An 18,733-nucleotide genomic window follows, 5' to 3' on the forward strand; every position below is an offset into this window, starting at 1 on the left:
CTATTTCCATTCCCTGTGTGTCGCCCGCAGGGCACTGTGGCAGTTCCACACGGGCGCGCTGAGCCGTTCCTCCCCGGCGATGAGCGCCTCGATCTGCGCAACCACCGAATGCAGGTGCATGTCGATGCACGCATCCGAATACGTCAGGTGGCGGTAGCCGCGGATGTGCGCGTCGTTGGCCTTCCAGTGGTCCTTGACCAACACATCCCTGGTGCGGTGGTACTCGTAGCCGTTGACCTCGATGATCAGCTTGTGCTTCTCACTGACCCCGTCGCGGAAGTAGTGGCCGACCAGCTTGTTCTGCTCCATCACGATCCCCCGCCCCCGCAGCACGCGGAACAGGATCCGCTCCGTCATGGAATCCCCGCCCACCGCCGCCCTGGCCACCAGTTCCCGCAGCCGCTTCGGGATTTTCCTGAAGGCGGCCAGGTCCTCCTCCAGCTCCGCCTGGCCGGTTCTGCCGGGATACTGCTTCTCCAGCAGCCACACCGCCCAGTTCTCGTCCTTCGTGGGCATGTCCAGCGCCGCACGGACCGGGGTGGCGATGCGCAGCCCGTCGATGAGCCGGTGCGGTGTGGTGCTGGCGGTGGTGATGCGCAGATACGGCGAGCCGCTGCGGTGACGGTTGCGCGGCACCAGCGCATGTACCGGCACGGAGATGTGCTTCTTCTCGTAGACCTGCCAGGCTGTCTTCCCGGTGAAGACCAGGTGCGGTCGGCTGCGCTGCAGCGCCCGGAGCAGATAATCGCCCGAAGGCCGGGAGGTGCAGTAGATGCCATGGTCGATACGGTGGAGTTGTCCGGCGTCGACAAGCTTCGAGATCTTGTGGCGGCTGTGTCCCAGGGCGTTGAGTTCGGCGGTGCGGAGAATCTGTCGCGGTTCCATGCCACTGTTGGACTGCGCGCAGGGCCAGAAGGTTCCCGGGCCGCGGAATTCACTCCACAGATAGGGGCCCTTCCGGGGGCCGGACCCTCCGGAACTGTGGAGCGAATTCCGCCCGCTCAGCGCTCCTCGGCGACCAGGATGTCGGTGATGATGCCGTCGGCGAGCAGTCGCCCCGCGTCGGTGATCGCGATGCGCTCCCCGACATGCTTCAGCAGGCCCGCCGCCACCTGCTTATCGACAACCTCGTGTGCCCCCGCCTCCACCCAGCTCAATGGGATGCCCTCGCGCAGGCGCAGGCCGAGCATGATGCGCTCGGTGTGGCGGTCGGCATCGGTTAGCTCCTCGGTGCCGGCGATGGGCAGCTCCCCCTTCGCCACCGCGTCAGCGTAGCGGGCGGGGTGCTTGATGTTGTGGAAGCGGCGGTTGCCCAGATGCGAGTGCGCGCCGGGGCCCGCACCCCACCAGTCGCCGTCGCGCCAGTAGATCTCATTGTGGCGGCACTCGCCACCCGGTTTCGCCCAGTTGGAGACCTCGTACCAGTCGAAACCGGCGTCCTCCAGTTTCTGCGAGATGATGGCGTAACGGTCGGCGTAGACATCCTCGTCCGGTGCCGGCAGCTCACCGCGGCGGACCTTGCGGGCCATGGCAGTGCCGTCCTCGACGATCAGCGAATAGGCGGAGACGTGGTCGACATCGGCGGAGAGGACGGCGTCGAGGGTGCGTCGGACATCATCGTCCGTCTCGGTGGGGGTGCCGTAGATCATGTCGAGGTTGACGTGGGCGAATCCGGCGGCGCGGGCCTCCTTCGCGGCATCGACGGCCCGGCCCGGGGTGTGGGTGCGGTCCAGCACGCGCAGCACGGCGGAGGAGGCGGACTGCATCCCTAACGAGATACGGGTGAAACCGGCCTCCAGCAACCCGTCGAAGAATTCCGGGGAGACGGACTCCGGGTTGGATTCGGTGGTCACCTCCGCGCCGGGCGCCAGGCCGAAGGTGTCGCGCACCATGCCCAGCACGCGCGCCAGACCATCAGCGCCGAGCAGGGAGGGGGTGCCACCGCCGATGAAGACGGTCTCGGCCGGACGCCCCGAAGGCGCGGCCAGCTCCAGCTCACCCGCCAGGGCATCGAGGTAGGAGGCGGGTGAGGCGGAGGTACCGAGCTCACCCGGGGTGTAGGTGTTGAAATCGCAGTAACCGCAGCGGGTCGAGCAGAAAGGGACGTGAACGTAGACGCCGAACATCTACGCCACGTTAGCTGGCCGCACCCCGGCGGGCACGTTTGGCGGAGACGCGGGCGACGACGGCGTCGATACGCGCGCGCTCCGCGAGGAACTCCGGCGGGTGGGTGCCGCGCATCGTGCGCACATAGGAGGGGTGATCCCCGGCGACCGTCTCCAACCAACCCTCCACCGTCGCGGTCACGTGCGTGCCCGCGCGGGCGTAGAGATGCGGCAGACTGACGGCATCGAGGTTCCCGGCAACCAGCTCCGTCTGGTCGAGCACCCACTCCACCAGCTCGCCGAGATGCTCGACGGTGACCTCGGTGCGGGCATTGACGGCCTCCGCGAGACCGGTGACGGTCACGGGGTTGGCCACGGGGAAGAGTTCCTCGAGGGAGACGGCGTCGAGAAGCTCCGGCTCCGGGAGCCGCGAACCGGAGGCCGCGCTCGCGGAGAGCACCCCCGAACGCAGACCACTGATCAGCGCCTGGCGCAGACCGAGGAGCTCACCGACGATCTGGCGGGAATCCCGGCGCGCGTCGGCCAGGATCTCCACGAACTCGGCGAGACACTCGCGGGTGAGTTCCGGGTCCCAGTCGCGCACGGCCTCGAGGAGATTCTCGGTGTAGACGGCGACCTCGTCACCGATGTTGTAGATCTCCTGGGTGAGTTCGCGGTGGCGCAACTCGGCGGCGATCTTCTGCATCGTGGGCAGCCCCCTATCCGTCGATCTTGATGTTCACCTGGACTGCGCCTGACTTTAGGCTACAAACCCGCGCGCACCGGCAGGACGCGCCGGGTTACGGCTTGTACAGGTGGTTGATTGCGTCCGTGTAGCGGGCGACGACGACGTTGCGCTTGACCTTCATCGTCGGGGTCAGTTCATTCTCCTCCTCCGAGAGGTCCCGGTCGAGGATGTAGAACTTCCGGATACCCTCCGCCTGGGAGACGGTGGCGTTGACGGTGTTGACGGCGTCCTGGATCTCGGCGCGCAGGGTCGGGTCGGTGGCCAGCTCCCCGATCGACTTGCTCTCCGGGATGTTGTGGTTGAGGCGCCAGCGTTTCATCGCGTCCTCGTCGAGGGTGACCAGCAGGCCGATGAAGGGTTTGCCGTCACCGACGACCATCGCCTGGGAGATCAGGGGATGGGCGCGCAGGGAGTCCTCCATCGGGCCGGGCGAGATGTTCTTGCCGCCGGCGGTGACGATGAGGTCCTTCTTGCGGCCCGTGATCACCAGGTGGCCGGTCTCCAGCAGCTCACCGAGGTCGCCGGTGTTGTACCAGCCGTCGTGCATGGATTCGGCGGTGGCCTCATCGTTGTTCCAGTAGCCGTCGAAGAGGATGGGGCCCTTGACCAGGATCTCGCCGTCGTCGTTGATGCGGATGGTCACCCCGCCCAGCGGGCGGCCGACGGAGCCGATTTTCTGGTCCTCGAAGTCGATGGTGGCGGCCGCTGCGGTCTCGGTCAGGCCGTAGCCCTCGTAGACGGTCACGCCCAGGCCGCGGAAGAAGTGCAGCAGGTCGTGGCTCATGGCGGAGCCGCCGGTGATGGCGTACTCGACGGAATTGCCGATGGCGGCGCGGATCTTGGAGTAGAGGAGCTTGTCGTAGAGCTTGCGTTTGGCCTGCAGGGCCTTCGAGGGGCCTTCCGGTTTGTCCAGGGCGCGGGAGTATTCGATGGCGGTCTTCTCCGCGCGGTCGAAGATCTTCGCCTTGAGCGGGCCACCGTCGGCGGCCTTCGCGGCCGCCGAGTTGCGGACCTTCTCGAAGACGCGCGGCACCCCCAGGATGAGGTTCGGCCGGGAGCGGGAGAATTCGACGGAGAGGGTGGAGAAGTCCGACCAGTGGTTCTGGGTGGCGCCGCCGATGACCAGGGCCAGGGAGACGGCACGCGCCAGGACGTGCGCCAGGGGCAGGAAGGTCAGGGAACGGCTGCCTGGCCGGGAGATTGCGCCGACCGGGTGGGAGAGGATCGCGCGGACCTCGGCCAGCCAGTTGCGGTGGGTGAGGCGGCAGCCCTTCGGTTGGCCGGTGGTGCCGGAGGTGTAGACCAGGGAGGCCAGCGAATCGGTTTCGGTGCGGGCGATCCGGGAGTCGATCTCCTCGTTGTCGATGCCGCGGCCCTCGAATTTCAGCGTCGCGATCGCCGAGGAGTTGATCTCCAGCACCCGGCGCAGCTGCGAGGGTGAGCCCTGCAGCCCCGGGGTGCCGTCCTCCTGCAGCACCAGGTGGGAGATCAGTTCGGTGTGGTCGCGGGTCTCGGTGACGGCCAGCACCGCGCCGGAGTCCTCGATGATCCACTGCATCTGCGAGAGCGAGGAGGAGGGGTAGACCGGTACGCTCACCGCGCCGGCGGCCCAGATGGCGAAGTCGAGCAGCGACCACTCATAACGCGTCGCGGAGATCAGCGCGACCCGGTCCCCCGGCTCCACCCCGGAGGCAACCAGGCCCTTGGCCACGTCGTAGACCTCGCTGACGAATTCCGCGGAGGTGACGTTGACCCACTCGTAGTTGGCGGGGCGGGTGAACATGACGCCGCGCGGGTAGCGTCTCGCGGTGTCGAGCATGGCGGTCAGGCATGTCTCGCCGGGGGCGATGTCGTATTCGGCGGGGGTGTGGAACTCCTGCACAGGCGCGTCCTCTCGCATCAGCTGATAACTGTTGTTCACCTCACAACGCTACCCCTGCAACCCCACCATGGGGGACAGACAGGGTGCCTGCTTCCGCGCGAGGTGGCAGGATGACCGGTGTGACTATCCAGGACGTGCTGAGAGAACTCGCGGACGCGCATGGCGTCGCCACGCGTTACACCGCCAGCGACGGTGCGGAGATCACCGTCACCGAGGACACCCTGCTGAAAACGCTGCGGGCCCTCGGTGTCGTGCTTTCCGACGCCCCCGAACCCGACGAGCTCCACGCCGTGCTCGCCGCGCACCGCCAGGCCGAGGCCACCCGCCCCCTGCCGCCGAGTGTCGTCGCCGTCGCCGGCGACACCCCCACCTTCAACGTCCACGTGCACCACGGTGCGCCCGCGGATGTACGCATCATCTGCGAGGACGGCACCGTCCGCGAGGTGATCCAGGAGGAGAACTGGACCCCGCCGGTCACCGCCGACGGCCAGGCCTGGGGCGAGGCCACCTTCCGCATCCCCGCCGACCTGCCCCTCGGCTGGCACCGCATCGAGCTGGTCTCCGGCGAGGCGCGCCACGAGTGCGCGCTCATCATCACCCCGGCGCGGTTATCGACGACCGACGTCTACATCAACGAACCCGCCACCGGCGTCATGGCCCAGATGTACTCCGTGCGCTCGAGGGATTCCTGGGGCATCGGCGATTTCCACGACATGGGCCTGCTCGCGGAGACCCTGGCCAGGGAGGCCGACGCCGACTTCCTCCTGGTCAACCCCATGCACGCCGCGGAGCCTTTCCCACCCGCCGAGGACTCGCCCTACCTGCCCACCACCCGGCGTTTCATCAACCCCATCTACCTGCGTATCGAGGACATCCCCGAGATGTCCCGGCTGGACGGGGAGACGCGGGCGCGTGTGGTGGAGCTGGGCCGCGAATTCGCCGAGCTGAACACCCTCGGTGAACTCATCGAACGCAACCCCATCTACCAGGCCAAACTCGACGTGCTCCACGAGATGCACAGCCGCGGCCGCACCCCGGAGCGGGAGGCGGAGTTCCGTGCCTACATTGAGCGTGAGGGCCAGGGCCTGATCGACTTCGCCACCTGGTGCGCCGAGCGCGAGGTCGAACTCATCCACACCCCCCGCGCGCATGCGGTTGTGCCGCCCCTGGCCGAGATGGTCGACTTCTACATGTGGCTGCAGTTCCTCTGCGACGAACAGCTCGCCGCCGCCCAGGCCCGTGCCACAGCCGCCGGCATGAAGATCGGCATCATGGCCGACCTGGCCGTCGGTGTCCACCCCGGTGGTGCCGATTCCCAGAACCTCGAGCCCTGGCTCGCCCCCGACGTCTCCGTGGGTGCCCCGCCGGACGGCTACAACCAGCAGGGCCAGGACTGGTCCCAGCCCCCGTGGCACCCCGTGCGCCTGGCCGAGGACGGCTACCGCCCCTGGCGCAACCTGCTCGCCACCGTGCTGCGCCACTCCGGCGGCATCCGCGTCGACCACATCCTCGGCCTGTTCCGCCTCTTCGTCATGCCGCGCATGCAGCACCCCTCAACGGGTACCTACCTGCGTTTCGACCATGAGGCACTCGTCGGCATCCTCGCCCTTGAGGCCGAACGTGCCGGCGCCGTCGTCGTCGGCGAGGACCTGGGCACCTTCGAGGCTTGGGTCCAGGACGTGCTGGCGGAAAAGGGCGTCATGGGCACCTCCATCCTGTGGTTCGAGGGCTCCCCCACCGTCGAGGGACCGCGCCTGCAGCACGAGTACCGCGAGCTGGCCCTGAGTTCCGTGACCACCCACGACCTGCCGCCCACCGCCGGTTTCCTCGCCGGCGAGCACATCACCCTGCGTGACCGCCTCGGCCTGTTCACCACTGATGCCGCCGAAGAGGACACCAATGACCTGGCATGGCAGGCCGAGGTGCTCAACCGCATCCGCGAGACCGGCTGCTTCGACGGCACTGAACTCGCCGAGACCGATTTCGAGGGCCTCGAGCGTGACGAACGCGGCGACCTGGACGTCCTCCTGGAGGGCATCCACCGCTTCATCGCCGGCACCCCCTCCGCCCTGAGCTGCATCTCGCTTGTCGACATGGTCGGCGACATCCGCGCCCAGAACCAGCCCGGAACCACCAGCGACCAGTACCCCAACTGGTGCATCCCCCTCTGCGACAGCGAGGGCAATCCGGTGCTCATCGAGGACCTGGCCGACGTGGAGCTCTTCAGTCGCATCGCGGAGGCCTCGAAGCGGTAGTTTGGCGCACCCTGCGATCACGATCCCGCGAGGAGCCGCTATTTCGGACTCCTCGCGGGTTTTTCGGCGGAATCAGGGGGTGATCGCGGGATGGTGATCGCGGGGTCCGGTGCATCAACCCAGCACAGGGACGGGGTGGGTGCGCAGGGCGTCGTCGATGAGCGTGAGCAGCGGGATACGGCCGTCCCACCCGGGCCTGAGATGTTCCCACCCGGCGCGGATGAACCGCCGGCCGGTGTTCTGGATCGCGACCTCCCGGGCGCGTTCCTTGCGCAGCATCTCGTCGGTCTTGCCGAAAGAGGTGCCGTCCAGTTTGAAGTAGCCGTCCATTTCGACGGCGATCCAGTCGTTGATGAGGAAGTCGACGTAGTACTCCTCCACCGGACTCACGATGATCTCCCCCTGCGGCTCGAGGGTCTCGATTCCGGTGAGGTCGGATTTCAGGATCAGGTACCGCGCCTTCGATTCCAGCGGGCTGGCGGAATTGGAGATCGACAGAGCGATGGCCTCGCGGACCCTGGCTTTGCCGGCGAACTGCGCCCCGGACAACAACTTGCCGGACAGGTATTCCTGCGTGGTCCCCTCCCACTTTTTTCGGGTGTTGTCGATGGACACCAGTCCGTCGAGTACGCCGTGCCAGGCGGCGATATCGCGCAGCGTACGGGGAATGCTGGTGACGCGGAGACCATGGATGGTGACGACATCATCGCTGCTCAGATGGTTCCGCCGATGGTGCACCCCCGGTGGCCAGGTGCTCCGCGCCCCGGCTTGTTTGCCGTCGGTGTGCAGCAGCTCCACGGTGGGGTCATCGCTGAGCACGTTGATGTCCCACAGCCGGGCGGCTGCTCTTCCGGCGATGATCGCCGTGTCCACGGTCAGCCCGACCGCTGCTGCCATAGCGACCCGGCGTTTCCATTCCTCGAGGCTGTCGTAGATCTCGTCGGGGATGACGACCTCGGGGGTCAGGAGGCGACAGGCCTCCTTGTTGTGCCAGAAATCGTGGTCCGCCTGGGTTTTCTTCCTGAGTTCGATGAGTCCGAATGTCTGGGGCCAGTTCTCCATGCGCCCAGTGTGTTCCGCAGCCGGGAATGTGCCCAGGGGAAGTGCGATTCCGGGTACCTGTGCCTGTGAATGGCGGGTGGTTGTCCACAGTCCGGGCCGGGGCCGGTTGCGGGCGGGAAGCGGAAAGGTTATCAGGCAGGGATCCTGCGATCACACGCCCGCGAGGAGGCGCTATTTCGGACTTATCGCAGGTTTTTCGTCGAAATTAGCGGGTGACCGCAGGGGTGTCATCGCGGAACCGTGATCGCGGGGTCCGCAGGAAGAGTCCGCCCCCCGCTAGATCAGCGTGATCAGCCAGGCGATGAGCACGATGGCCAGCAGGACCCACAGGGACTGGGTGACCCGGGATTGCGGGTAGTTACGCTTGGCCTTGGGCAGTTTCTGATCCTGCTTGCGCAGGTCCTCGGGGTTGGCCATGGTGGGAGCACTCTCCTGGTTCGGGCGGGGTTTTTCTGGCGTCAGCAGGCCAGCTTAGTCGCCTGCGCGGTCGGGACCGGTGGCAGCCTGCCAGGCGCGCTCACCGGCGAGGGAGACGGTGTCCACCACCCGGACCAGGGCGACGGCGGCGACGGTGGCCAGGGGGACGGCGAGGACCAGCACCAGCGGCACCTGCAGCCACAGGGGCACGGTGAGCACGAACTGGTTGATGGCCTCCATGTCGGTTCAATCTACCCCAGGGACACACCTGCCAGGCCGCGGCGGTTGAGCAGCGGGGTGACGTCCTTGTCGCGGCCACGCAACTCCCGGAAGGCGTCCGTGTAGTCGACGGAGGCGCCGCGGGAGAGGATGTGCTCGCGGAACTTCTCCCCTGCTTCGCGCAGGTCGCCGGCCTCCCGGAACCAGTCGAAGCCGTCGGCGTCGAGGGCCTCGGCCCAGAGGTAGGAGTAGTAGCCGGCGGAGTAGCCGCCGCCGAAGATGTGGTTGAAGTAGGTGGAGCGGTAGCGGGGGGCGAGTTCCTCGACGATGAGGCCGGCCTCCTCGAGTGCCGCCTGCTCGAAACCTTCGATGTCCGAAACCTGGGCGGCCTGCGACGGGGTCAGCGAGTGCCAGGCGAGGTCGATGATGGCGGCGGCGAGGTATTCGGAGGTGGCGAAGCCCTGGCCGAACTGGCGGGAGGCGACGATGGCGTCGAGAAGCTCCTGGGGGATGATCTCACCGGTGTCGACGTGGCGGGCGTAGTTGCGCACGATGTCGGGCTCGAAGGCCCAGTTCTCGTTGATCTGGGAGGGGAACTCGACCCAGTCGCGGGGAACGCTGGTGCCGGCGAGCGTGGGGTAGCGCACGTCGGAGAGCAGGCCGTGGAGGGCGTGGCCGAATTCGTGGAAGACGGTGGTCACCTGGTCGATGGTCAGCAGCGGCTGGGAGCCGTCGACGGGGTGGGTGATGCCCATGACGTTGACTACGACGGGGCGGGTGCCCAGCAGGCCGGACTGGCGGACAAAGGAGCTCATCCAGGCGCCGCCGCGCTTGGCGGGCCGGGCCCGGTAGTCGGTGAGCAGCAGGCCCAGGCCGGTGCCGTCGGCGTCGAGGACCTCCCAGACGTCGACACCTTCGGAGTAGCCGGCCAGGTCCGCGCGGGGGACCACAGAGATGCCGTACAGCACTGAGGCGGCGTGGAAGACGCCGTCGACAAGCACGCGGTCGAGGGGGAAGTACCGCGACAGCTCCTCCTCGTCGAAGGAGAAGTCGCGCTCGCGGACCTTGGCCTGCCAGTAGGGCCAGTCGGCGCCGCCGAGGTCAGCCCCGGCGAGTTCACCGGCGAGCTTGCGCTCGGCGTCGGCGTTGGCTGCGGCAGCGGGCGCGAGGTCGAAGAGCAGCTGGCGGGCGGCGTCGGCGGTGCCGGCGGTCTCCTCGGCGATGACGTAGTCGGCGTGGGTGTCGTAGCCGAGGAGCTGGGCGCGTTCGGCACGCAGGCGGACCTGCTCAAGCAGGTTCCCGCGGTTGGTGTCCAGGCCCCGACGCTGGGACGCCTCGTACAGTGCCGCGCGTGCCTCGGGTGAACTCAGCACCAGCTGGTCGGACTGCACGGTCGGCAGCTCGAGGGGGAGGAGCCAACCCTCCTTACCGGCCTGCTCGGCGGCGGCCTTCGCGGAGGCGATGCGGGACTCCGACAGCCCGGCCAGGGCGGCGGGGTCGTCGAAAAGCACCGCGAGTTCGCGGGTGTCGGCCAGCAACTGGCGGCCGAAGGACTCCGACAGGGAGCTCAGGCGCTGATTGATCTCCGCAAGCCGGGCCTTGCCGGCGGCATCCAGGTCAGCGCCGCGGCGGGTGAACCGGCGCAGCAGCAGCTCGTGCAGACGCTGCGCCTCCGGATCAGCGGGCGGGGTCACCGCACGCAGGCGCTCATACAGCGCCTCGTCCTGGTAGATCGCGTCCGAGTGGGCGGAGAGCAGCGGCACCATCCGCGAGATCTCGGCATCCAGCTCATCGGTGGAGTCGGTGCCCTGCAGGTTGAACAGCCAGGCGGTGACGCGGTCGAGCATCGCGCCGGAGGCCTCCAGCGCCTCGACGGTGTTCTCCCAGGAGGCTGCCTCCGGGCTCTCGGTGATGGCGGTGATCTCGGCGCGCTGTTCAGCCAGGGCGGGTTCGAAGGCCGCGACGGCGTGCTCCAGGCGGATGTTGGCGAAGTCCGGCAGCTGGTACGGCAGGGTCGAGGGGGCAAGCAACGGGTTAGAGGTCATGCCCCGCCATCGTAGTAGCGTAAGCGCCATGTCTGACCACGAGCGTGTGACCGTCACCTCCCCCGCGGGCAAGATCACCGGCCTCAGCGACGGGGAAATCCGGCGTTTCCATTCGGTCCCCTACTCCGTCATCCCCGGGCCCTTCACCGACGCCGAACGCATCCCCCGCGAACAGCGCGCGCTCATCGACGCCACCGTCCACCACCCCCGCGACACCGCCCTGTCGGTGGTCACCCCGGCGGGCGCGAAGACGCTCGATGACCTGCCAGTGGTGGTCTACATCCACGGCGGGCGTTTCGAGCACGGCACCCACGGCGACCGCCGTGCCGACGGTGCCCCCAACGCCCGCGACGGCATCATCACCGTCCACCTCGGCTACCGCGTGAAACTCGAGGGCTTCGCCCGCTTCCCCGACGACGAACCGGGCCACTTCCGCGGTATCCACGACTGCCAGCTCGGCCTGGAGTGGGTGCAGCGCAACATCGAGTCCTTCGGCGGGGATCCCACCAACATCACCCTCGTCGGCCAGTCCGCTGGCGCGACCGTCGCCCTGTGGCTGGCGCGCCGGGACCACTACCGCGGCGCTTTCCGACGCATGCTCGCCATGTCGCCGTGCTTTCCCCGCGAGAGCTTCGAGCAGCGCAAGGGCTCCCTGCGTCTGGCCCTGGGCAAACCGGTCACGCGTGCCTCCCTGACGCGCCTGGCCGAGGAGAAACCCGAACTCCTGCACCGCGCCTACGACCGTTTCCGCACCATCCAGGGCCTGGACATGGCGCTCGGCCCCACGGATTTCGACGGCACCGAACTCGCCGACATCCCCATCCTGCTCACCTCCACCCGCGACGAGCACTACGACATGCCCATCGGCCGGAAGATCGATGCCCGCGGCCTGGGCCCCACCATGGTCCGGTTGCTGGCCCGCCGCATGGGTGTGCGCGGCTCCGTCGCCGAATATCTGCGGGAGGCACAGGACCTCGACCCGGCGCGCCCCATGGGCCGGCTCATCGGTGATGCAGCCAACCGCCGCTGGGTCGCCCAGGCCGCCGAACAGGCCCCGGGGCCGGTGTGGCTGGCGGAGTTCGTCGCTGATTCCCGCCCCGCCGTGCACTGCGAGGAGATCCCCCTGCTCTTCGGTGTGGAGGAGGGTGAGAAAACCGCGGCGATCCGTTCCATGTTCGTGGACTTCGTCCGGGGGAACACCCCCGAGTGGCGCAGCTATGCGGCATCCACGGGAAGGTGGTGCAGAATACTAAACACTGCAACTAGTGACGTATCATCGGAATCAGACACGTTGCGGATGGTCCGGGAGGCATTCGGCCCCCACTGAGGAAAGGCCTGATCATGGGGAGACACGGAGGAGCACCACCTTCGGACCTGTCTGAGAACATCTCCGTCCCCATCCCGGGTGGTGCACACGTCCTCAAGGCCAGCGACGAACCGGAGGGCCCCTCCTTCCACCAGCTCTTCCTCGACGACACCGGGGAACGCCCCCTGGTCAGTCTCGCGGACGCCTGCTCGGGGATCCTGGCGGGTGGGCAGACGATGGGCGCCGGCACACTCACCAGCCCCCTGCTCGGGGGTCTGGAACTGCGTGCCGAGGAACACAGCCCGCACGCCATCACCATCACCCTCACCCTCTCCGACGCCGCAGACACCGAGTGCTACGCACTCACCCTTCTGCGGCACGTCTGGCCCGGCAACCCCGCCGAACAGGAACCCCTCTCCACCCTCATCGGCCGCCACTCCCCCGAACTCGTCGGCACCCTGGAGACGAAGATCCAGTGGCATGACTGCATCCTCGGCACCATCCACCGCCTGCCGTGCGTCCCCAACGCCTACGAGATGACCCGCACCCACGTCGAGACCCAGTACTTCTCCCACGTACACAAGGTCCTCCTCGGCCAGACCATCCGCTACATCCATGACTCTCTGCTCATGGCCTTCCCCTACGAATGGACCCCCGCCACCGATATCCGCCGGGAGCTGGAGGAACGCCTCGACACCTACCTCAGCCGCGCCCCCGAACTCCGCCCCCACGAGACCTGGATCCGCGACTGCTACCACCGCCTCAACGGCGAGATGCTCATCCAACGCATCCACGGCCACCTCAACTGCGAACGCATCTGGCTCGCCGACGACCACTGGGTCATCGGCGGCTGGGACGACGACCTCCACCTCCCCCACGAGGAACGCACCCGCCACGGCTCCCCGCTCCAGGACCTCGCCACCCTCTTCCGCGGCATTTTCTGGGCCTGCAACGACAACCCCACCTGGTGTGAGAAGGCCATCAACTCCATCTTCGAGGGCTACGGCGAACCCCTCCCCAGCCTGCCCTTCAGCCTCTTCGTGCTGGACCGGGTCTGCGCCGAGATCGCCGGGCTGCAAACCCCACCCGAGGGCTCCGGATCCGATCCCATGGAATTTCTGGTCTGGTACCGGGGTGCGATCCTGTCCAGGCTCCCCCGGATGGAGCAGTCGGCCTTCCACCGGGTGTAGAAAGCGGCACGCCGCAGTGAGATATTCAGGCGGTCCCCGGGAGCCGTCCCCGAGAGCGCCCTACCGCCCCAGGATCGCGTCACGCAGACGCTGATCCGCCAGTTCCTCCACCAGCCAGGGACTGAAGGCGAAGGGGGTGGCGTCGACAGCCGCGATCACCGACGCCGCATCTGCCCAGGACAGCGAATCAATCTCATCCTCGACAGGGTCCGGCTGCTCACCGGGCTTCAGGCGGGCGACGTAGACGGGGCAGAACTCGTTCTCCACGATCCCGCTGGAATCCACCGCCCGGTACCGGAAGTCCGGCAGCACCGGCACGATGTCGGCGACGGCCCCTTCGGCGAAACCGAGTTCCTCGACGCTGCGCCGGGCGATGGCCTCTTCGTTGCGCTCGTCCGGGCCGGGGTGGCCGCAGAAGCTGTTGGTCCACACCCCCGGCCAGGTCTTCTTGGACAGCGCGCGACGGGTCATCAGCAACCGGCCGTCAGCGTCGAGCAGATAGCAGGAGAAGGCGAAGTGCAGCGGGGTGTCCGCAGTGTGGATGGTGGCCTTCGGCGCAGTACCGATGGCCTGCCCATGCTCGTCGGCAAGAACCACCAGTTCAACGTCGTGAGTCATGGCACCACCCTACCTGTATATCGTCCGGGTTCAGCCGCGTGCCCAGTCCCCGATCACGCCGGGCACCACCGGCTGATGTGCACCGAGCAGCGCGGCCGCGTTCTCGTCCTCCTCCACCGCCGATGTCACGGTCTTCACCTTCGCCGACTTCGACTGTCCCTGCCCGGCCATCGGTGCACCCATCATGGGCATCATGCCGCGGCCCATGCCCGTGCTTCTCGACGCCCCTCCCCCGCCCACCGCCGACTGCGCGGTCGGGGTACCGGCCGGCGGCCGCGCCGCAACGCCCGCCCCGGTTCCTGCCCCGGCCGAGCCCACGCTTCCAACCGCGCGACCACCGGGTGCCCCACCGCCGATGGGGCCACCCACTCGACTCCCGCTGCCTGCAATGTTGCCGGTGGGAAGCCCGGGACGCCCTGGCTGCGCCGTACCGAGGGCACCGAGCGGAGCCGACATCCCGTTCGGGTTCATGCCACCGACCGGCGCAGACAAGGGAATCCGTCCGGCGCCAGCAGCCGTGGTTCCGGTCGCCGCCGGATTTCCGACACCACCCAGCGGCACCGGGCCACCCAGGACCGGGCTCGCGCCGAAGGTGCCGCCAGCGCCCGTACCGAAGGACGGTGTACCCAGCGCGCCCACACCCGGCGGTGCCGGCAACGCACCTGTCGAGGCCGCGGTCGTGCCGATGTCACCGGCCTGCACGACCTGATCGAGTGGAGTCCCAGTGACCCCGGCCAGATCATTGACCCCGCTCTGAACGGTGCCGAAGTCCCCGGTACCCATCGCCTGCTGCACCGAGTTCAGCGCCTGGAGAGTGCCACCCGGCGGGCGGTTTCCGGTGGCATCATGCTTCGAGCCCTTGCCTGCCACCTCGTTCATGCCGAGGGCCACCTGGCCGCCACCGTCGGCGCCACCGTCCATGACCATGAGGTTGCGGATCGGCGGGATACCCGTTGCCACGGAGGGCATGTACGTCGCCGGGAAGGACTGCAGGAAGGCCTGCTCAGCGGCGGTCTTCTGCACCGGGTCAGCGATCGCACCCAACGCCATGCGCGCGTAGTTCACCTGCAGCGCACCGTCCTGCTTGATCGCGGAGAGGCGCTCCACCGAGGACGCCATGGTCTTCGAGTTCTGCGCGAAGGTATCCCCCGCGCGGGCCACCTCCGAGATCCTGCAGATCGCTGCCTCAATCACCTCACCCCGGTTGCTGCCGGCCAGCTCATCCGCCACCGCATCCAGGCTCTGCGCGATTGACGACGTCTCCGCCGCCAGCGCATGCCACAGCCGCGAGGCCGCCACACACTCCGCGATCCTGGTGGAGGAGAAGTCCGCCGCCAGCTGTTCGATCGACAGTGCCGGCAGCACCATGGGCGGGGTGAAACTGAAGTTCTCGAAGCGGGGCTGCGGCCGCGTCGGGAAGCTCACGCCGTCGGCCCCGACCGTGCCACCCTCATCCGCGATGTCCATACCCCTCGCGACGAAGGCATTCTGCCCGGTCAGCGCCTCATAACTGGCGGCCAGCGCCCCGCTGAGCCACTCGACCTGCTCGGCGTAGGACTGCAGCACCGTGATCGCTGAACCGGCACCGCCGTTGATGACCCCGCCATGAGCTCCCCCGAGTTGATCCAGGCCGGACACGCCGGAGAAGCTTCCGTTCAGTGTGGCCTGACCGGCTTCCGTAGCCATTTCCATGGCATTGGATCCGATGGCCTGAAGCTCATCGACCCCTGCCAGGATTGAGTCATGATCGATCAACATCTCCATTGCTTTCCCCCAAGTGATGGTAGATATCCTCAAGTTTTTCCAGAGCGAGCACGCACCGTGCGGCGCGGTCCGGCTCTGCTGAGATTTCGCTGTACTGGACTATGAAACGGCCCCGGGTGGTGTGCACGGCTGCACTACAATCATGCTCGGCCCCCATACCCAGATGGTGGATGTACACACCCGGAATCGTGGATTCAGCGGATGGATTGAGAAGCAGACCTCTCTCTTCAATACGGCTGAACGGAACTTTGTCCCCGGTAAGGGCATAAGTTCCCCGCAGCGAGGTATCAGTTGGATAGAACGCGCAGCGCACCGACCGATCCCCGTCGTATGCCGTCTCCCGAACAGGTTCCCCCAGTCCCGCTGCCGCACGAACCTCTGCCGGGATCTCGGTGCACGGGTTGAACACCTCGAAGTCGCCCTCGGGGTTGAAGTCTCCGAGCTCGATGGGTTGGGCGACGGGTTCGACGGTCGTGGGGCTCGCGGGTGGCGAGGACGGGGCGTCGATAGGCGTGTCGTCCGGTGAGCAGGCGGTGAGCATCAGCGCCGTCAGGGCGAGGGGCAGGAGTCGGCGGGCGGGCATGGGGTCCCCTTGTGTGTGGTGGAAGGGTGCGGGGATTGTCCGCACCCGACACACTTAGACTCCGGAAATGACCCGATGGTTCCCGGATCGCCGAAATATTTTTCGGGCTGGCAAAGATCTGCCCTCCTGGCCGCCACCTCAGAAACCAGCCCGGCCTGGTTGTGGTTTTCGGTAGTCTGCATTCCATGGCCGCCGCAGTGACCGACCCCCACCAGCCTCTGTCCTTCGAACTGCTGGAGGGGTACGCCGCCATCGGTGACACCCGTACGGTGGCGCTGATCGGCTCACGGGGCCAGGTGGACTGGCTGCCGTTGCCGGACCTGAACACTGATCCTCTCCTGGCGCGCGTGCTCGATGAGACCGGCGGTGGGACGTTCCTGCTCGAACCCGCCGTTCCCTACTCGATGACCCGGCGTTACCTGCCGGGCACCAACGTCCTGGAGACGACCTACACCACCCAGACGGGCACGGCCGTGGTCACCGACTCCCTCAACCTCGGGGTGGCCGGGCGTCTGCCGTGGTGTGAGCTGGCCCGCCGCATCGATGCGGTGGACGGGGAGGTGGAGTTCACCTGGCACATCCAGCCCGGCACCCTGCTGGGCGAGGTCTCCCCGTGGATGGAGCAGACCGATCGGGGGCTGCTCATCCGCTGCGGGGATGTCAACGCCGCCGTCATCGGCTCCGGTCATCATCCGGGTCCTGTGGAGGAGCGGGCCGAGCATGTCCAGGTCGCCGGCCGGTTCACCGCCCGAGATGGCTCCCGGCACCTGGTGGCGCTGGTGGGAACCTACGACGAACCACTGCGCCTCCCGGATGCCGACCTGATTGACCAGGGCATCGACCGCACCGTCGAGGCATGGCAGCGGTGGTCGGAGGTCTTCTCCCTGGAGGGGCCCTGGTCGGAGGTGATCCAGCGCAGTGCCCTGGCGATGAAACTGCTCACCCACAGTCCCACCGGTTCGATCGTCGCCGCGGCCACCGCCGGCCTGCCCGAGACAGAGACCGGTGGCAAGAACTGGGATTACCGTTTCGCCTGGGTGCGGGACCTGTCCTACAGCGTCACCGCCCTGGCCCGGTTCGGCCTGCGGGAGGAGACGCAGGCGGCGTTGTCCTGGCTGACGCGGATGATCCGGCAGAGTGGTCCCGGGGTGGACGTGTTCTACGACCTGTCCGGTGAGGCCGTCACTGCCACCCGTACCCGGCCTGTGCCGGGATGGCGGGGGATCGGGCCCGTGGTGACCGGCAATGATGCCCAGGGCCAGCTCCAGCTGGGTGTGTACGCGGACGTCTTCGGCATCTGCCGTGCCTACGTCACCGCCGGCAACCAGCTCGACGCGGGTACCGCCGGTCTGCTGGAACAGCTCGCGGACCGGATCTGCGATCTGTGGCGCCACCGCGACCACGGGATGTGGGAGCTGCCGGACACGCAGCACTACACGTCCTCGAAGATGGCCTGCTGGCAGGTCTTCCGGGATGCGGTGGACCTGTCGGAACGTGGCCAGATCAGCGGGAACGTCAGGCGCTGGCGGGCCGAGCGGGACAAGGTCCGCACCTGGATCGCCGAACATGGCTGGGACGAGGAGGTGGGAGCGTATGTGATGTACCCCGGCAGCCGGAAACTCGACGTCTCGGTGCTCCTGCACACCCAGAGCGGGTTCGACCGGGGGGAACGGATGTCCCGGACGATCGACGCCCTCGAGGAGCACCTCGGCGCTGACGACCTGCTCTACCGCTACACCGGCATGGAGGAGGAGGAGAAGACCTTCGTGGCCTGCTCCTTCTGGCGGGTCGCCTCACTCGTGCATGTCGGTCGCGTCGACGAGGCGGAGGAACGGATGGCACGTCTGGTCCACCACACCAACGATGTCGGACTGTTATCGGAGATGATCGACGCGGATGACGGATCGTTCTGGGGCAACCTGCCGCAGGCGTTGAGCCACCTGGCGCTCATCGAGGCGGCGCTGGCGCTCCGGGAGGCCGGGGAAAGCGGACGAAGCGGCACCCGGGTCAGTAGCTGAGGTTGCCCTCGAAAATCACGTTGCCCACCTGCAGTTCCGCATCCCACAGGTTGCCGGGGCTGACCTCGAAGGCGTACTGGATGTTGGTGGACGCGCCGGCACCCAGCGGCAGGTCGAGGCCGAGGTTCAGTTCGGTGTCCGAGTTGCTGAGGGGGGTGGCGTCGGTCATGGTGCCGCCGCCGGAGTTGTACTGCAGCTTCGGGGCGGGGATGGACGAGGGTGGGAGGGGTTCGTCGTTGAGGTTGCGCACCAGGAAGGTGACCACGCTGCCGCTGTACTGGCCGGAGCGGGTGCCCTGGTAGGTCCATTCGACGTTGAGGCCGGGGTCGGTGGTGGTGCCGCGCAGGGTCTGGGCGATCCTGGGTTCCACCTCGACCGCCTGGGCGACGGGGGTCTGAGAGGTGGTGACCTCGATGGACTCCTGTGAGCCCGTTCCATCACCGTTGCCACCGCAGGCTGTGAGCAGCAGTGCGGTGGTGAGAATCGCAGCGGCGCTGACGCCGAAGCGGTATCGTCCCACG

The 18,733-nt window shown here is 67.6% G+C and carries 16 protein-coding genes; 4 read left to right on the forward strand and 12 right to left on the reverse strand.

Annotated elements, in window-relative coordinates:
• The 4 genes from NYP18_RS10765 to NYP18_RS10780 all read right to left on the reverse strand — a co-directional run bounded on the left by NYP18_RS10765 (position 1) and on the right by NYP18_RS10780 (position 4,753).
• The gene (locus NYP18_RS10765; protein ID WP_259428199.1) at positions 1 to 885 is read right to left on the reverse strand and encodes a type IV toxin-antitoxin system AbiEi family antitoxin domain-containing protein; all 885 of its coding nucleotides are present in this window, start codon (positions 883 to 885) and stop codon (positions 1 to 3) included.
• Positions 886 to 1,001: 116 nt separating this feature from the next.
• Entirely contained in the window at positions 1,002 to 2,126 is a 1,125-nt protein-coding gene (gene hemW, locus NYP18_RS10770) for a radical SAM family heme chaperone HemW (protein WP_259428200.1), read from the reverse strand.
• Between the two features lie 10 nt (positions 2,127 to 2,136).
• Entirely contained in the window at positions 2,137 to 2,811 is a 675-nt protein-coding gene (locus tag NYP18_RS10775; protein WP_259428201.1) for a hypothetical protein, read from the reverse strand.
• A 94-nt stretch (positions 2,812 to 2,905) separates the two neighbouring features.
• Positions 2,906 to 4,753 (reverse strand): AMP-dependent synthetase/ligase, encoded by a 1,848-nt coding sequence (locus tag NYP18_RS10780; RefSeq protein ID WP_259428308.1) that lies wholly within the window; start codon positions 4,751 to 4,753, stop codon positions 2,906 to 2,908.
• Positions 4,754 to 4,854: 101 nt separating this feature from the next.
• Between NYP18_RS10780 and malQ the strand changes: the two genes are divergently transcribed.
• Positions 4,855 to 6,990, forward strand: a complete 2,136-nt coding sequence (gene malQ / locus NYP18_RS10785; protein ID WP_259428309.1) for a 4-alpha-glucanotransferase — start codon at positions 4,855 to 4,857, stop codon at positions 6,988 to 6,990.
• 114 nt (positions 6,991 to 7,104) lie between these two features.
• On the opposite strand, the gene NYP18_RS10790 is transcribed toward malQ, so the two are convergent.
• The 4 genes from NYP18_RS10790 to NYP18_RS10805 all read right to left on the reverse strand — a co-directional run bounded on the left by NYP18_RS10790 (position 7,105) and on the right by NYP18_RS10805 (position 10,733).
• On the reverse strand, positions 7,105 to 8,052 hold the full coding sequence (locus NYP18_RS10790) for a hypothetical protein (protein ID WP_259428202.1): 948 nt from the start codon (positions 8,050 to 8,052) through the stop codon (positions 7,105 to 7,107).
• A gap of 276 nt (positions 8,053 to 8,328) precedes the next feature.
• On the reverse strand, positions 8,329 to 8,469 hold the full coding sequence (locus tag NYP18_RS10795) for a hypothetical protein (protein WP_259428203.1): 141 nt from the start codon (positions 8,467 to 8,469) through the stop codon (positions 8,329 to 8,331).
• Positions 8,470 to 8,523: 54 nt separating this feature from the next.
• Positions 8,524 to 8,709: a hypothetical protein gene (locus NYP18_RS10800; protein WP_259428204.1), complete on the reverse strand. Its 186-nt coding sequence runs from the start codon at positions 8,707 to 8,709 to the stop codon at positions 8,524 to 8,526.
• Positions 8,710 to 8,720: 11 nt separating this feature from the next.
• Positions 8,721 to 10,733, reverse strand: a complete 2,013-nt coding sequence (locus tag NYP18_RS10805) for a M3 family metallopeptidase (protein ID WP_259428205.1) — start codon at positions 10,731 to 10,733, stop codon at positions 8,721 to 8,723.
• A 28-nt stretch (positions 10,734 to 10,761) separates the two neighbouring features.
• On the opposite strand from NYP18_RS10805, the gene NYP18_RS10810 reads away from it, so the two are divergent.
• Positions 10,762 to 12,060, forward strand: coding sequence for a carboxylesterase family protein (locus NYP18_RS10810; RefSeq protein ID WP_259428206.1), 1,299 nt, complete (start codon positions 10,762 to 10,764; stop codon positions 12,058 to 12,060).
• A 14-nt stretch (positions 12,061 to 12,074) separates the two neighbouring features.
• Positions 12,075 to 13,229, forward strand: a complete 1,155-nt coding sequence (locus NYP18_RS10815) for a hypothetical protein (RefSeq protein WP_259428207.1) — start codon at positions 12,075 to 12,077, stop codon at positions 13,227 to 13,229.
• A gap of 60 nt (positions 13,230 to 13,289) precedes the next feature.
• On the opposite strand, the gene idi is transcribed toward NYP18_RS10815, so the two are convergent.
• The 3 genes from idi to NYP18_RS10830 are packed head-to-tail and all read right to left on the reverse strand — an operon-like array spanning position 13,290 to position 16,194.
• Entirely contained in the window at positions 13,290 to 13,847 is a 558-nt protein-coding gene (gene idi / locus NYP18_RS10820; RefSeq protein ID WP_259428208.1) for an isopentenyl-diphosphate Delta-isomerase, read from the reverse strand.
• Positions 13,848 to 13,877: 30 nt separating this feature from the next.
• On the reverse strand, positions 13,878 to 15,605 hold the full coding sequence (locus NYP18_RS10825; protein ID WP_259428209.1) for a hypothetical protein: 1,728 nt from the start codon (positions 15,603 to 15,605) through the stop codon (positions 13,878 to 13,880).
• On the reverse strand, positions 15,589 to 16,194 hold the full coding sequence (locus NYP18_RS10830; RefSeq protein WP_259428210.1) for a DUF3558 domain-containing protein: 606 nt from the start codon (positions 16,192 to 16,194) through the stop codon (positions 15,589 to 15,591). The genes NYP18_RS10825 and NYP18_RS10830 overlap by 17 nt, the downstream gene beginning before the upstream one ends.
• Positions 16,195 to 16,379: 185 nt before the next feature.
• Between NYP18_RS10830 and NYP18_RS10835 the strand changes: the two genes are divergently transcribed.
• On the forward strand, positions 16,380 to 18,212 hold the full coding sequence (locus NYP18_RS10835) for a glycoside hydrolase family 15 protein (RefSeq protein WP_259428211.1): 1,833 nt from the start codon (positions 16,380 to 16,382) through the stop codon (positions 18,210 to 18,212).
• Here the strand turns inward: NYP18_RS10835 and NYP18_RS10840 are convergent.
• Complete coding sequence (locus tag NYP18_RS10840; RefSeq protein ID WP_259428212.1) at positions 18,202 to 18,732, reverse strand: hypothetical protein; 531 nt, start codon at positions 18,730 to 18,732, stop codon at positions 18,202 to 18,204. The genes NYP18_RS10835 and NYP18_RS10840 overlap by 11 nt on opposite strands.
• Between the last annotated feature and the right edge of the window lies 1 nt (position 18,733).

Origin of the sequence: Corynebacterium lemuris, assembly GCF_024919295.1 — a bacterium.
GTDB classification, from domain to species: domain Bacteria; phylum Actinomycetota; class Actinomycetes; order Mycobacteriales; family Mycobacteriaceae; genus Corynebacterium; species Corynebacterium lemuris.

Bases quoted from the DNA above. Each gene is read 5' to 3' on its own strand.
- NYP18_RS10765 (WP_259428199.1), bottom strand. From the start codon at position 885: ATGGAACCGCGACAGATTCTCCGCACCGCCGAACTCAACGCCCTGGGA.
- hemW (WP_259428200.1), bottom strand. From the start codon at position 2,126: ATGTTCGGCGTCTACGTTCACGTCCCTTTCTGCTCGACCCGCTGCGGT.
- NYP18_RS10775 (WP_259428201.1), bottom strand. From the start codon at position 2,811: ATGCAGAAGATCGCCGCCGAGTTGCGCCACCGCGAACTCACCCAGGAG.
- NYP18_RS10780 (WP_259428308.1), bottom strand. From the start codon at position 4,753: ATGCGAGAGGACGCGCCTGTGCAGGAGTTCCACACCCCCGCCGAATAC.
- NYP18_RS10790 (WP_259428202.1), bottom strand. From the start codon at position 8,052: ATGGAGAACTGGCCCCAGACATTCGGACTCATCGAACTCAGGAAGAAA.
- NYP18_RS10795 (WP_259428203.1), bottom strand. From the start codon at position 8,469: ATGGCCAACCCCGAGGACCTGCGCAAGCAGGATCAGAAACTGCCCAAG.
- NYP18_RS10800 (WP_259428204.1), bottom strand. From the start codon at position 8,709: ATGGAGGCCATCAACCAGTTCGTGCTCACCGTGCCCCTGTGGCTGCAG.
- NYP18_RS10805 (WP_259428205.1), bottom strand. From the start codon at position 10,733: ATGACCTCTAACCCGTTGCTTGCCCCCTCGACCCTGCCGTACCAGCTG.
- NYP18_RS10810 (WP_259428206.1), top strand. From the start codon at position 10,762: ATGTCTGACCACGAGCGTGTGACCGTCACCTCCCCCGCGGGCAAGATC.
- NYP18_RS10815 (WP_259428207.1), top strand. From the start codon at position 12,075: ATGGGGAGACACGGAGGAGCACCACCTTCGGACCTGTCTGAGAACATC.
- idi (WP_259428208.1), bottom strand. From the start codon at position 13,847: ATGACTCACGACGTTGAACTGGTGGTTCTTGCCGACGAGCATGGGCAG.
- NYP18_RS10825 (WP_259428209.1), bottom strand. From the start codon at position 15,605: ATGTTGATCGATCATGACTCAATCCTGGCAGGGGTCGATGAGCTTCAG.
- NYP18_RS10830 (WP_259428210.1), bottom strand. From the start codon at position 16,194: ATGCCCGCCCGCCGACTCCTGCCCCTCGCCCTGACGGCGCTGATGCTC.
- NYP18_RS10835 (WP_259428211.1), top strand. From the start codon at position 16,380: ATGGCCGCCGCAGTGACCGACCCCCACCAGCCTCTGTCCTTCGAACTG.